At 56.4% G+C, this 12,511-nt stretch carries 10 protein-coding genes; 3 read left to right on the top strand and 7 right to left on the bottom strand.

What is annotated here, in order from left to right:
* Positions 1 to 39 precede the first annotated feature (39 nt).
* From ABLQ08_RS20740 to ABLQ08_RS20750, 3 genes are all read right to left on the bottom strand, one after another.
* Positions 40 to 4,512, bottom strand: a complete 4,473-nt coding sequence (locus ABLQ08_RS20740; protein WP_352945812.1) for an ExeM/NucH family extracellular endonuclease — start codon at positions 4,510 to 4,512, stop codon at positions 40 to 42.
* 597 nt (positions 4,513 to 5,109) lie between these two features.
* Positions 5,110 to 5,589 carry a DUF302 domain-containing protein gene (locus ABLQ08_RS20745; protein ID WP_352945814.1) on the bottom strand — a complete coding sequence of 160 codons (480 nt, stop codon included), beginning with the start codon at positions 5,587 to 5,589 and terminating at the stop codon, positions 5,110 to 5,112.
* A 94-nt stretch (positions 5,590 to 5,683) separates the two neighbouring features.
* Positions 5,684 to 6,835, bottom strand: coding sequence for a YeeE/YedE family protein (locus tag ABLQ08_RS20750; protein WP_352945816.1), 1,152 nt, complete (start codon positions 6,833 to 6,835; stop codon positions 5,684 to 5,686).
* 261 nt (positions 6,836 to 7,096) lie between these two features.
* Between ABLQ08_RS20750 and ABLQ08_RS20755 the strand changes: the two genes are divergently transcribed.
* Both ABLQ08_RS20755 and ABLQ08_RS20760 read left to right on the top strand, forming a co-directional pair.
* On the top strand, positions 7,097 to 8,482 hold the full coding sequence (locus tag ABLQ08_RS20755) for a tetratricopeptide repeat protein (RefSeq protein WP_352945818.1): 1,386 nt from the start codon (positions 7,097 to 7,099) through the stop codon (positions 8,480 to 8,482).
* Between the two features lie 112 nt (positions 8,483 to 8,594).
* Positions 8,595 to 9,809 (top strand): OpgC family protein, encoded by a 1,215-nt coding sequence (locus ABLQ08_RS20760; RefSeq protein WP_417714935.1) that lies wholly within the window; start codon positions 8,595 to 8,597, stop codon positions 9,807 to 9,809.
* Between the two features lie 81 nt (positions 9,810 to 9,890).
* Here ABLQ08_RS20760 and ABLQ08_RS20765 read toward each other — a convergent pair whose 3' ends face one another.
* From ABLQ08_RS20765 to ABLQ08_RS20775, 3 genes are all read right to left on the bottom strand, one after another.
* Positions 9,891 to 10,175 (bottom strand): DUF1150 domain-containing protein, encoded by a 285-nt coding sequence (locus ABLQ08_RS20765; RefSeq protein ID WP_352945819.1) that lies wholly within the window; start codon positions 10,173 to 10,175, stop codon positions 9,891 to 9,893.
* A gap of 31 nt (positions 10,176 to 10,206) precedes the next feature.
* On the bottom strand, positions 10,207 to 10,635 hold the full coding sequence (locus ABLQ08_RS20770; protein WP_297579392.1) for an Hsp20 family protein: 429 nt from the start codon (positions 10,633 to 10,635) through the stop codon (positions 10,207 to 10,209).
* Positions 10,636 to 10,796: 161 nt separating this feature from the next.
* Positions 10,797 to 11,657 carry a LysR family transcriptional regulator gene (locus ABLQ08_RS20775; RefSeq protein WP_352945821.1) on the bottom strand — a complete coding sequence of 287 codons (861 nt, stop codon included), beginning with the start codon at positions 11,655 to 11,657 and terminating at the stop codon, positions 10,797 to 10,799.
* A 104-nt stretch (positions 11,658 to 11,761) separates the two neighbouring features.
* On the opposite strand from ABLQ08_RS20775, the gene ABLQ08_RS20780 reads away from it, so the two are divergent.
* Positions 11,762 to 12,076, top strand: a complete 315-nt coding sequence (locus ABLQ08_RS20780; RefSeq protein ID WP_352945823.1) for a hypothetical protein — start codon at positions 11,762 to 11,764, stop codon at positions 12,074 to 12,076.
* An 86-nt stretch (positions 12,077 to 12,162) separates the two neighbouring features.
* On the opposite strand, the gene ABLQ08_RS20785 is transcribed toward ABLQ08_RS20780, so the two are convergent.
* The gene (locus ABLQ08_RS20785) at positions 12,163 to 12,420 is read right to left on the bottom strand and encodes a helix-turn-helix domain-containing protein (RefSeq protein WP_352945825.1); all 258 of its coding nucleotides are present in this window, start codon (positions 12,418 to 12,420) and stop codon (positions 12,163 to 12,165) included.
* Between the last annotated feature and the right edge of the window lie 91 nt (positions 12,421 to 12,511).

Genomic DNA, 12,511 nt, shown 5'->3' on the forward strand with positions numbered 1-12,511 from the left:
CGGCCAGAGGCCGCCATTTTCATTCATGATCTCTTGGTCTTACGAGAACATCGCATCGGATTGCGATCCAAGATCCAGACCGACGATCACCGGATCATGGTCAGAAGCTGCAAAAGGATCATCGGAGTAGAAGTCGCCGTCGCGGTAATTGAACAGGTCCGGCTCATCCGCATTGATATGCCACTCGGTGAGGCCGGTTACCTGATCGGTCATGCTATCTGACGCAAGCGCCTGGTCGAGCGTGCCCTGTTGACCGTCAAAGACAAAGCTGTAGGCATCCTCCTGACCGATGAACTGGTCGATCAGGTCCGTATAGCCAGCGCCATCGCGAACCGACTGGACCGGATCTTCTTCGGCATAGGCGTTGAAATCGCCCATCAGCAGATAGTCTGTATCCGTGAACCCAAGATCACCGAGGTCTGCAGCATAGGTGCTTTCCAGCCAGGCTGTCAGCTCGGTTGATGCATCCGTACGAACCTGGTTCCAAAACCCCTGTCCGTTGCCCTGGTCGAAGTTCGGATCAGCGCGCAATGCGGTCAGGGCCGCTTCCACGTCGGCAATGTCGTCTGCCGGAATGTTGCCTGCATCCAAGGCGGACTGAACGGCATCCGCGAGATCCTGCAGGTTGCTGTCACCCTTGGATTTGAAGTGATTGGAGGCAACGGTGAATACTTCGCCGTTCTCGTCCTGGAATGTTGCCACTGTCGCCGGACGGTTGCGCTGGAAATCGCCAACCTGGTCACCAGAAGACACAAAGCCGTTCAGGTACTCGGCGATCGCATAAGTATCTGCAGCCGATGCTTCTTCAAAGACCAGTGTATCCGCGTGTACCAAGGTCAGCTTGGTCGTGTCGTAGACCATGCCGGTCATGATGGCGTCGGAACCAAGAAAACCGTCGGCACCCAGAGGATTGACGTAGGCATAGACCGCACCTGTTCCCTGGGCCTGTGCTTCGGCATTCAACGCATCTACCAGCGTGGCGATTGCAGAAGCGTCACCGAAACCGTTGTTCTCGATTTCCTGAAGCGCGAAGACTTCTGCTTCGGTCTTGATCATGGCATCGACGATCTTCTCGGTCTGACGGTCGAACTGTTCCTGATTGCTCGCACCGCGAGGGCTCAGGTCGCCATTCGGCCCGGTCCCGCCGGAGAATGTCGTGAAGTAGTTCAGGACGTTGAAGCTGGCGACCTGCAGGTCTCCGCCGACATCGGCAGGTGCGTCTTCGCGTGCACCTGAATTGGTGCTTTCGTCCACGGACAATGTGCCATCGACCAGAATCTTGTACTCTCCGAAATCGTAGGTCAGAACTCCTTCGACAGGAGCATTGAGCTCTGCACCCAGACGAAGTGTCGGACCGTCTTCGCCAATGACATCTCCACGGCTGAGAATGCCATCGCCATTGTCGCCGCCCGTCGTGTTGGCGATATAGCCGTAGCTGTCCGGGTTGCTTGCCGACGAACCATCGGTGATGCCGAGACGGTTGTTCTGATTGGCCTCGATATGCGCGGATATTTCATCCTGCTGGGTTTGCGCATCATAAAGCTGGGTTGCCTGCGTTTGCGTTCCGGCACTGATGGTGATGTCGCCGAACCTGTCGAGATTGAAATTCTCGATGACGGTCAGTTCTTCGCCGGCAATGCCGCTGGTGACCGAAATCCGCATGCCCTCATATTGCTCGAAGTTGGTCGCAACCTGGGACAGCTGGATGTTGGCCGCTGTCGGCAGCGTGGTGGTGGATCCCGTCTTGGTAACGTCCGTAACATTGCCGAGTTGTGTGAAACCGAAGAATTCGTCCACGGTTCCGGCAACGTCCACGATGTCACCTGCAACAACCGTCGGCGCACTGCCGGTGAAGACGAAAATGCCTTCAGACGACAGGGCATCCGCATCCGCATCAGCATCCTCTTCCTGCAGGAAGAAGCCGTTACCGGTGGTGTAGGTGACGACCGCCGAAACCAGGACATAGTCGCCGACCAGCAAACTCGCCGAGCCCGTTCCCTGGATTTCAGAGATAAAGCGTGCAGTCGGTTCCGGCCCTGTGCCGCCGTCTTCATTTGCCGCGCCTTTTGTTTCCGCCGCGGCGCTGTTCCAGGTTCCATCGTCCTTACGCTGCAGCGAGAATCCGACCTGCGTCGAGTTGCTTTCCGAAACGCCGATGTCGGTGGATGTGACCGTACCTTCAGCAAACTCGGCGTCGAAGCTGCCTTCGTAGCTGATGAATTCGACGACCTGGTCACCATTGAGCAGGGCAACGCCGTCCGGCGACCCGTTCTGGATGCCATCGGCCGGCAGCTCCCAGACGTAATAGTCGTAGGTGCCGTCCGAGGTTTTGCTCAAGGTCGAAAGGTCGGCACTGTTATAAGCCGAACCGCCATTGCCGTTGATCAGCTGAACCTGAACACCCGTGACATCCGCATTTGCATTGACGCGGATCTCGACAAACTCACCGGTATCGGAGCTTTCATTGTCGTAGTGCAGCTCATTGATGCGGGCTTCGGTGAGTGGCACGGTCGGGGCACTGTTTTCGGCGCCCTTTGTTTCGGCCGCTGCCTCGTTCCAGATGTCACCCGTATCGCGTTGCAGGGAAAACCCGACTTCGGTTCCGCTGCCTTCAGAGACCCCGATATCCGTTGAAGTGACTTCCACTCCTTCGATCTGCGTCGTGATCGTTCCCTCATACGAGAGAAACTCGAGCACGTCGCCGTCATTCACCAGAGCAATGCCGTCCGGGGCACCATTCTGGATACCGCCGGACGGCGAGTCCCAGACGTAGTAGTCATAGGTGCCGTCGGTCGTCTTGGTCAGGGAAGCGACGTCAGAGGAATTATAGGCAGCTCCTCCGTTCCCATTGATCAGCTGCACTTCCAATCCGGAAACATCGGCTCCTGCATTGACGCGGATCTCCACAAATTCGCCGATGTCCGAACCGGCATTGTCGTAGTGGATTTCGTTGATCCTTGCGCCCAGCTCCACAACGGGTTCCTCGTTGGCCGCCCCCCTGGTTTCCGCCGCGGCTTCGTTCCAGGAACCGTCTTCATTGCGCTGAAGGGAAAACCCGATTTCTGTGCTGCTGCTTTCAGAAACGCCGATATCGGTTGAAGTGACAGTCTCGTCGCCGATGGTTACTTCCATCGTTCCTTCGTAGCTCAGGAATTCCAGAACCGTACCGCCATTGACCAGCGCAATACCATCCGGCGCACCATTCTGAATTCCATTACTCGGCAGTTCCCAGACGTAGAAATCATGCGTGCCGTCGCTGGTTTTCTCCAGCGTGGAGACGTCAACTCGTCTGTACTCGGCGCCATTGCTGCCGTTAAACAGAATGATTTCCAGATATGAAACGTCGTCACCCGCAGCGGTGCGGATTTCGACGAACTCGCCAACATCTCCGCCGCTATTGTCGTAGTGGAACTCGTTGATACGACCGTCCACGACCGGGATTTCAAGCACATCGGTCACATCGACAGTCAAAGCCTGCTGACTTTCCGCCCCTTCGGAGTCGGTTGCCACCACGATCAACTGATAGGCATTGTCCTGACCGGTGTCAGCCGGCGCCTCGAAGTCCGGTGACGCCTTGAAGCGAATTTCGCCTGTTGTTTCTTCAATCGTGAAAAGCGCCGCATCGTCACCCTGCAGGGAGAAAGTCACACTGTCGCTGTCGACGTCGCTTGCGCTGGCAACTGCAACGACCTGCGTATCGTTTTCAGCGTATTCGACGCTTGATGCGACCTGCAGATCCGGAGCGTCGTTCCTGCCGGTGATGGTAACTGAAACGGTTGCGGTCGTTGCGCCTCCATTACCGTCGTCAACGGTGTAGGAGAATGTGTCGGTAAGGGTTTCCCCTTCCTGCAGAGAGTCGAATTTGCCGACCGGGTTGTAAATGACCTGGCCATCCACAAACGAGATCACGGCACCGAGCTCGCTCAAAACGTCAACGCCGGTGATGGTCAGAGTATCACCGTCAAAATCGGTGTCATTGGCCAGAAGATCCTCGGCAGACAGCGTCAGCGATGTGTCTTCATCCGTTGCTGCGGTGTCGTCGAGAGCCAGGACCTGATTGTTCCGCCTGTCGATGTAGAGAGTGTAGTCCTCATCCTCGAAGTGGAGTGCTTCGACCTTCTTGAGGTAGTCGACCTCGACGGCATCTCCGTCGTCTCCAAAGCGGGTGACGATTGCAGTCGTCGAAAACCAGCTTTTGCGCAGATTGACGTCGTAATCAAAGATCGAGCCGTCAAAGGCGGCAGTGTCGAAACCCCGTCCACCGTCGATGACATCGTTGCCGTCGCCTCCACGGATCCAGTCATCGCCTCGCCCTGCAAAGACCGTGTCGTCACCGGTGCCTGCGTCGACCCGATCATTGCCGCGTCCGGCAAATATCCAGTCATTGCCGCCTCGACCGTGAATTTCATCGGCACCGCCGAAGCCGAAAATGAAGTCCGACCAGTTCGAACCTTGAAGAAAATTCGCGCGGTGATTGCCAAAAACGAACCCGAAACGGAAATGCCAAGTCATCGGAACTTTACCCCATCCTCCAGTGCGACACTGAGGCGGTTGGTAGTCCATGCCTCGTGTCAGAGGCGTGTCAGTTTTCTGACATTTGACCGAATGGGCAAGAAAAAATTAGCCGTAAAAATAAACACTTAGACAGCTAATATGTAGAATTTCTCAATTGTTGCACTCGCAAGCAACCTCGGCACAACTTCGTAACCTTTTGTTAAGAAAACGCTTTTTCTCATTCGTAATTTTACTTAAATCTCAACTACTTTAGATAATCTGAACAAATTATTGCAATCAAATTTTTTCCACTGGCTGAATTTTTTTTCAAAAATACCGGTTTGAAAAACGAAAGAGGGCCGCAAAAGCGGCCCTCCCATGAGATCGACGTGACTAATTGTCCGGATCAGATCCCGATGAAACCGATCGACGCAAGAGGCTGCTCCGGCACCGTTCCATTCCACCCAGACAATTGGGCCACGTTCCGATACTCACTAGACATGGGCATACCTCCTTTCTGTTGTTGACGACGTTATTAATGTGGCGCTGAAAAAGCGCCTTCACAAGACCCAAACAGCCTCAGAGGCCTCCACACAACGAACATGTGAGAGTGTGTTACCGGGAGGACACAGCTTGTTCGGCGATTGTCAGAAAAACGAGATCAAGCTCTGAAGCAAGTTCTGACAGCGCTTCACCGCCCTCGTCCATGTAGGGCGCAAAGACGAAGCTCGGCGTTTTCCAGGAAAGCGTTGCCGAACCATCGCTGTTCCCGGTGACATAGAAACGTATGGGTGCCTCGATACCGGCAGCAACCGAAGCGTCCAGCATCCTCAGCGCGTAGTCGTTCCGGTAAACACCGATAATCCGATTGCCTGGTATTGTAATTCCCCGCCCCTTGGCACCGGCGGACGCGCTGGCCTGAGTTACCAGCAGCATTTTCTCGGCCTTCACAGCAGCTTTGAGATCTTCAACTAGGTCGCTGTAGCTTTTGGAGGTCGGAATGACCCGCCATCCCTCTCTTTCAGAAATGCTGTCTGCAAAAGCTGAGGTCCCAGCCAGCGAAAACAGAAGGACCAAACAGGTAAAAATGCGCATAGAAATATCTCCCGGAACCTGGAAATCAGGTAGCAGGCAATTTATCGGGCCCAGGCTCACGGATGTTTCACAATCCGGTGTGCCAGGCAGCCCCTTACTCCATGCCGAAACGCAAGCGGAGGCGCGTACCGGCGAGACTGCCGAGAAAACCGAATGCCAGCCAGAGCCAACCATGAAGAGATCCTGACACCAACCCGCCCAGATAGGCGCCGATGTTGCATCCGTAAGCAAGCCTTGCGCCATAGCCCATCAGCAACCCGCCCGCTATCGCGGTCAACACGTCGCGGCGGCTCAGCTGCCAGACAGGTGCAAAACGTCCTGCCAGCGCCGCAGCAACCATAGCACCGATGATGACACCGAAATCCATCACAGACGTCGTGTCGCGAAGAACCGAGTTTTCCAGAGCGCTTCGCTGCCAGGTCCAATAGGGCCAGGTATCGACTGGAATGCCGATCGCGTGAAACAACTTGCCGCCCCAAAGCGCAAAGGCGGACGTAATGCCCCAGGGTCTGCCGACGACAATAAAGGTTGCGATCCCCACCAAAGCCAGCATGATCGCGCCGAGCATCGGAGACCAGGGGCCTGCCAGAAAGGACTGGGTGGGGCGTGGAGCAGCGATTTCCCCGTGTGCCTGCCGCTCGATGCGAAGCGTTGCCAGTGTCAGACCTCCCAAAACCAGTGCGGTCAGCAGAAATGCGCCATGCGGCCCGAATTCCCGGATCAGGGAGACCGGTGGCAGTTTGGGCAGCCGCCCCCACAAATGCAGATGGGCCGTTGCAGCGACGGAGCCCAGAACGAAGGCCGCGAGGGTGATCATCATGCGTGTCGAGCCGCCGCCGGCGGTGAACAGGGTCCCGGACCCACAGCCGCCTCCGAGCTGCATGCCGACGCCAAACATGAAGGCGCCAAGGGCCGCAGCAATGCCGAACGGGAACACGAAACCACCGGTTGGCCACCCCAGTTGGTTTCCCCAGGCAATCAAGGGAAAGGAGACCGCACTTGTCAGAAGGATCAGTACAAACTGTGCCCTGAGGCCTCCGCCACGCCTTTCGGTGACGACCCGCCGCCACGCCGCCGTAAAACCGAAGCTCGCATGATAGAGCGACAATCCAGCAATCCCGCCAATCAGCGTTGCAACGGCCTGGCGCGGGCCCGCTTCCCCATAAGCTCCCAATGCAATCAACAGAAGAAGGGCAATGCCGACGCCGACCACGGTAGTTTGAGATTTTTGGACTGTCAGAGCCATGAATTGACCTTCTTCGGGAGCAGCCGGACCTGTGTGATCGAACTGCCAGTTTCTTCAGGCACACCCTCGCACTAGAAGCCATAATTTCACAACGAAAGTATCATTTTCCGGCCTACACATTGCCAACACCTTTTTGTGTTTTGCAGTTCATGTAAAGCCTGCGGAAGTTAGGCAGTGACTTTACATTCGGCCAGACGTCTTCCGCGATCATATTTGAGATCGGATTTCGGAAGCCCGGCACTGAAACTATGAAGGCCTGACATGCGTCTTAGTGATCAATTCGGATATGATCTTACACTTACCGACCGGGACGCCCTTGCGGCATGGAACGCGACCGTGCAGGCCTTTCTGGCCCATGGCAAAACAACACCGGAACATCTGGAAACCTGCCTGAGCCTCGCGCCGGATTTCGCTCTCGGTCATGGTGCCCGCGGTCTCTTCTGCCTGCTGCTCGGGCGCAAGGAACTTTATGCGACCGCAAGCGAATGCCTTTCGATCGCCAGAACTTCAGCACAGCACACGCCGATCACCGACCGCGAAACGGCAGTCCTCGACGCCCTCGGCGCCTGGCTCCAGGGGTTTCCGACACGGTCAGCGGACATTCTTGATGCCATGCTGGTCAAGGCACCGGAAGACGCCCTGATCATGAAGCTGGTGCATGCAATCAGATTCGTTCTCGGTGATGCTACCGGCATGCGCCAGTCCATCGAGCGGATCCTGTCCTCCTACAATGAAAGCCATCCCGCCTACGGATATCTGCTCGGCTGCCGCGCCTTTGCGCTTGAAGAGACCGGAGACTACAGGTTGGCCGAAGCTTCCGGTCGAAAGGGACTGGAGTTTGCCCGGGACGATGCCTGGGGACTTCATGCGGTTGCCCATGTGCACGACATGACAGGCCGGTCGGAAGAAGGTGCCGGCTGGCTGGAAAACCACCCTGGCGGTTGGGCTCACTGCAACAATTTCGGCTATCACGTCTGGTGGCACCTTGCGTTGATGTATCTGGATCAGGGCGATGCCGACAAAGCGCTGGCGCTCTACGATTCGGATGTACGCAAGGACAAGACGGACGATTATCGGGACATTTCCAACGGCGCCTCCCTGCTGGTCCGGCTGGAGCTGGAAGGTGTCGATGTCGGCTCGCGTTGGGACGAGCTTGCCCTTCTGTCCGACAAGCGCGCTGAAGACGGCTGCAACGTCTTTGCCGACCTGCATTATCTGCTGGCACTGTTGAACGGTGGCCGTCGCATGGGCACCGAAAGGCTGCTCAACGGGTTGAAGGAACGCTCCAGGAGCGAGACCGATATCGGCCGCATCGCCGCGGAAGCCGGTGTGCCAACCGGTCTGGGCCTTGAACAGTACCGAAAGGGAAACTACGCCTCCGCTTTCACCCTGCTGACATCGGCCAGGGACAATCTTTACATGGTCGGGGGCTCTCATGCCCAGCGCGACGTGTTCGAACGCATCACGATCGATGCCGCCTTGCGGGCCGGTTTCTCGACCGAAGCAGAGGTTCTGATCAAGAGCCGCAGCCGCAAGCGCGGCGCTCTTGACCGGTTTGCCGAGCAACGTCTTGAAGTTTGCGATAAGATGCAACGTGCCGAGCAGGTTATGGAAGACGAAAGCCTCCGGGCAGCAGACTCTGTATAACGTCTTCTCTCCGCTCCAAAATTGACAGAAATACTCTGGACTTGACGTGAACGTTCATTCTCAAACGAAGCGCCCGCGCGACCCGCGGCTGGATTTTTTCCGCGGGCTCGGCATGTTTATCATCTATGTCGCCCATGTCCCCTGGAACTGGTGGACACTCTGGATTCCGGCCCGTTTCGGCTTTTCAGACGCCACGGAAATCTTCGTGTTCTGCTCCGGAATGGCATCCGCCCTGGCCTTTGGCAAGATCTTCGATGTCCATGGCTGGGGAATAGGCGCAGCCCGCATCCTGCACCGTATGTGGCAGGTCTACTGGGCCCATATCGGCCAGTTCCTTGTTATCGCGGTCGGGCTGGTGATGATCCACGAAAGCGGCTATCTCTCGCGTTGCTGTGATCTCACCCAGGACTATGTGGTCTCACTGAACCTCTGGCACCTTTTCGACAACACCAAGGTCGCCCTTCCAGGTATTCTGACTTTGACCTGGGTACCCAACTATTTCGACATCCTGCCGATGTATATCGTCATCCTGGCGCTGATTCCGGCGGTGATGCTGATTGCCCGCTATTCCGTGCCAGGTGCGTTTGCGTTTTCCATCGCGCTCTGGCTCGCCTCGCAATTCGATCTTCTCAGCCTTCCGGCAGAGCCGTGGTCGGACCGTGAGTGGTTCTTCAACCCGTTTGCATGGCAGATGTTGTTCTTCACCGGGTTTGCCTTCATGCGCGGCTGGATACCGGCTCCTCCCGTCAATGCCAAACTGATCTGGTTCTGCATCGCGGTTGTCCTGATCACCATCCCGTTCGCCTATTTCCGGGTCTATGGCCAGAACAATTGGGACTTTGCCTGGGCCCGCGAGGTTCGCGAAGCCATCAGGCCGCTTTGGATCAAAACCGAATTCGGCCTGTTCCGGTATCTCCATTTCCTGGCGCTTGCCTATCTGGGCTGGGTCGCGGCCGGAGAAGGCGGCAAGCACCTGCTCGGCCATGGCGTGTTGTGGGGACGGTTCGTCCGGATCGTGCAGAAGGTTGGTCAGCAATCGCTCGCCGTATTCATGGCCAGCCTGGTGATTGCGCAGGCCGCCGGTCTGTTGCGTGACATGGTCTGGGGGCGCGGTGAGTGGATCCCGCAAATCCTGTCGAACCTGTTCGGCTTCCTGGCCCTGATCGCAGTTGCCTATGTTGTCGGCTGGTACAAGAGCGAACCCTGGCGCAAGCCACCAAAGGTCTCTCCTTCAAGCACTTCGGACAGGCCCTCACCGACGCCGAAGGATGCCGTGCAAGAAGGGCAGCGCCCTTCCTCCAAGGCCAAGGAACCAGCCCTCACCTGAGGTGAAGTATCGACCTGAAGCAAAAACACCGGCCAATGGGCCGGTGTTTTTTGTTCGGGCAATCTGATCGGGTATGGCAACTCAGTGAAGCGATGCCATTTCCAGATCTGCCTCAAAGGCGTTGGCAACCGCTGCTTCACGGCTGTCGGCAAGGAGGATCGGCGTCCCGTCGGCGTTCAGCAGCGCATAAAGCGTCATGTTGTCATGCAGTGGCGGCACTTCCGGAAACATCTCACGCAAGTCGCTTGCCTTGATCGCCTTGATGTAAGCGACATCGCCTGTCCCAAGTTCCGTCAATTCATCGACGGACATGAACTCGGACAGGTATCTATGGTCTGCCCAGGCAGGGCTCTTTGGGTCGTGCATCAGTATTCTCCATATGTTGGCTGACGAGGGTCTATTCGCCGCTGGAGATTTCTATTTTTCGTATGACACGTTCCGGTTCCGGGCGTGCCAGATCGATGGACAGAAGCCCATCTTTCAAATCGGCTCCGAGGATCTCGATCCCCTCAGCCAAGACGAACGCCCGTTGAAACTGCCGGGCCGCAATGCCGCGATGCAGGTATTGGCGAGACTTGTCATCAACCTGTCTGCCGCGGATCACCAACTGACTCTCTTCCACTGAGACATCCAGTTGATCCCTGGTAAAGCCGGCGACTGCCAACGTGATCCGAATGATATCGCCCTGACCGTCGGTTTTCGGCAGTCTTTCAATGTTATAGGGCGGATAGCCGTCGTTGGCGGCCTTGGAAACGCGATCGAGCACACGCTCGATATCGTCGAACCCGAGCATAAACGGGCTAGAAAACGCTGACATGCGTGACATCCTCAAAGTCCTTGTCGAAGCGACCTTGCGCCCGGACCCTCAACGAGGCATCCGGACCGGAACCTTCCGGTTCCCTTCATTAGTAAATATGGCCACTTGTTAAAATTGATTCAAGGAGCATGGATTTCTGCGCCGATATTCAGGGGTTTTCCCGGTGTTGTTCACAGGATCGGGCTTAAATATGGGTCCTGCTTGAGAAAATTGCCAAGGGCGGAAACAGCCTGACGTACCTGAGGTTCGTGCCTCTCATCCTGATGCATCACCAGCCAGCGCTCGGTTTGCAGGCTGTCGATCGGGTCCGTCATGCGCATCAGATCGTCAAACGCTTCGCCAACAAACATGGGAAGCAACATGCGCGCCTTGCCCTTGCGAACGAGCGGCAAGGCCAACGCAGCCTTGTTCACGGTGATGGCTATCTCGTCTCCGTGATTTTCCCTGATCCAGCTGCCGGTCGGAAAGTGTGCCTCGTCCTCGATCAATCCCAGCCAGCCGACTTCCTGTTCCGGAGAAACACATTTCGCCTGATAGACAGCAAACCGGACAATCCCGGTCTTGCGCCCTGCAAGCCATTCCTGCTTTGGCCGTCTGCTGCGAATACCTATATCGATCTGCCGTCTCGCGACATCACGATTATGCGGATCTGCCAGAAACTCCGGCACCCAATCTGCATCCGGCGACCAGAATTCATCAACATTGTCCATCAGGAGTCGGGTTGTCCAATCCCCCGCGGAAATTCTAATGCGACGGCGCGTACGGCCGCTATCCCGCCAGGTGCAGATAGACCGGGCGACCTGATCCATGTCCTCCAGTTGCAGAACAAGTTCCCGCCCGGCAGACGTCAACTGATAGCCGCGCGCTTCCCGCTCCACCAGGCGAACGTTCAAGCTTCGCTCCAATGAGGAAACCCGCCGTCCGAGGGTTGCCGCGCTGACACCGGTCTTCTGCGCGGCCCCTGCAAGACCACCGGCCTTGGCGACCGCGAGAAACAGTCGCATATCCTCCCAATCCATATTTCGTTTCATTTTTGAAATCTCAATTTCACTTTAAAAACATGCCTCTAATCTCTCCCCATGAGATTATCTGCAAGTGAACTCCCAAGACAACTATATTTGAATGGAGGCAACAGATGGTTGTTCCCTATCACTTGCACTGCGGGCCGCATCCGCAACGGGCCGATCCGCACGCGTGGGAATACACACGCAGAGTGCTTTACCCGTATCATGCCGAATTCTGGCCGGAAGACGTTCCGGAGCACGTCTATTATGAACAACAGGCCAAACTTCTCCGGCGACGGCTGCAGAATGAGTGGTGTCTGTCGTTGATCCGGTTTCAGTGGCTCAAGGCTTTCAAACCGTTTGCGATAAGGCTGCTTCATCCAGGATCGTTTTTTGAAGATCCATTGAGGCACCGGAACGAGTGTAACGGCAAACGTGCCGTTTGATGGTGTCGACATCGGCGACGCCAATCCGCCGGTGAAAGTGAAGCCGGGGAGAGTGGCTGAACCGTATCCGGTTCAGCCTCTTCCTTTCAGAGCCGTGAGGCAGAAAGCAGTCTGCTGCCATGAGGATTGTCGATCACCATTTTCCAGGAACCATCCGCCTGACGACGCAACACCGCGATTGAGAGCCCTTCTCCCTTGATCGAATTACCCTCAGGATTGACCAGAATCCTCCGGGCAAGGTTATGAACCCTGTCCCGAACTCCCTCCAACACTGTTTCCAACGCTTGCCTATCCCCCTGCTGAGCAGATTTCACCACATCCGGGGATACGTCCATTGCAGCCATTTCACGATCCTGCTTTCTGTCGTTACATGGTGTTAGAGGGATCAGGATGCCTGTGTGTGACATTTTTTTTGATCAGGCTGCAGCTTGCGTG

Source organism: Roseibium sp. SCP14, from assembly GCF_040329475.1.
Taxonomy (GTDB): domain Bacteria; phylum Pseudomonadota; class Alphaproteobacteria; order Rhizobiales; family Stappiaceae; genus Roseibium.

Coding starts and splice junctions, on each gene's coding strand:
- ABLQ08_RS20775 (WP_352945821.1), bottom strand. CDS start 11,657: ATGAAACGAAATATGGATTGGGAGGATATGCGACTGTTTCTCGCGGTC.
- ABLQ08_RS20755 (WP_352945818.1), top strand. CDS start 7,097: ATGCGTCTTAGTGATCAATTCGGATATGATCTTACACTTACCGACCGG.
- ABLQ08_RS20780 (WP_352945823.1), top strand. CDS start 11,762: ATGGTTGTTCCCTATCACTTGCACTGCGGGCCGCATCCGCAACGGGCC.
- ABLQ08_RS20785 (WP_352945825.1), bottom strand. CDS start 12,420: ATGGCTGCAATGGACGTATCCCCGGATGTGGTGAAATCTGCTCAGCAG.
- ABLQ08_RS20745 (WP_352945814.1), bottom strand. CDS start 5,589: ATGCGCATTTTTACCTGTTTGGTCCTTCTGTTTTCGCTGGCTGGGACC.
- ABLQ08_RS20765 (WP_352945819.1), bottom strand. CDS start 10,175: ATGCACGACCCAAAGAGCCCTGCCTGGGCAGACCATAGATACCTGTCC.
- ABLQ08_RS20750 (WP_352945816.1), bottom strand. CDS start 6,835: ATGGCTCTGACAGTCCAAAAATCTCAAACTACCGTGGTCGGCGTCGGC.
- ABLQ08_RS20760 (WP_417714935.1), top strand. CDS start 8,595: ATGTTTATCATCTATGTCGCCCATGTCCCCTGGAACTGGTGGACACTC.
- ABLQ08_RS20740 (WP_352945812.1), bottom strand. CDS start 4,512: ATGACTTGGCATTTCCGTTTCGGGTTCGTTTTTGGCAATCACCGCGCG.
- ABLQ08_RS20770 (WP_297579392.1), bottom strand. CDS start 10,635: ATGTCACGCATGTCAGCGTTTTCTAGCCCGTTTATGCTCGGGTTCGAC.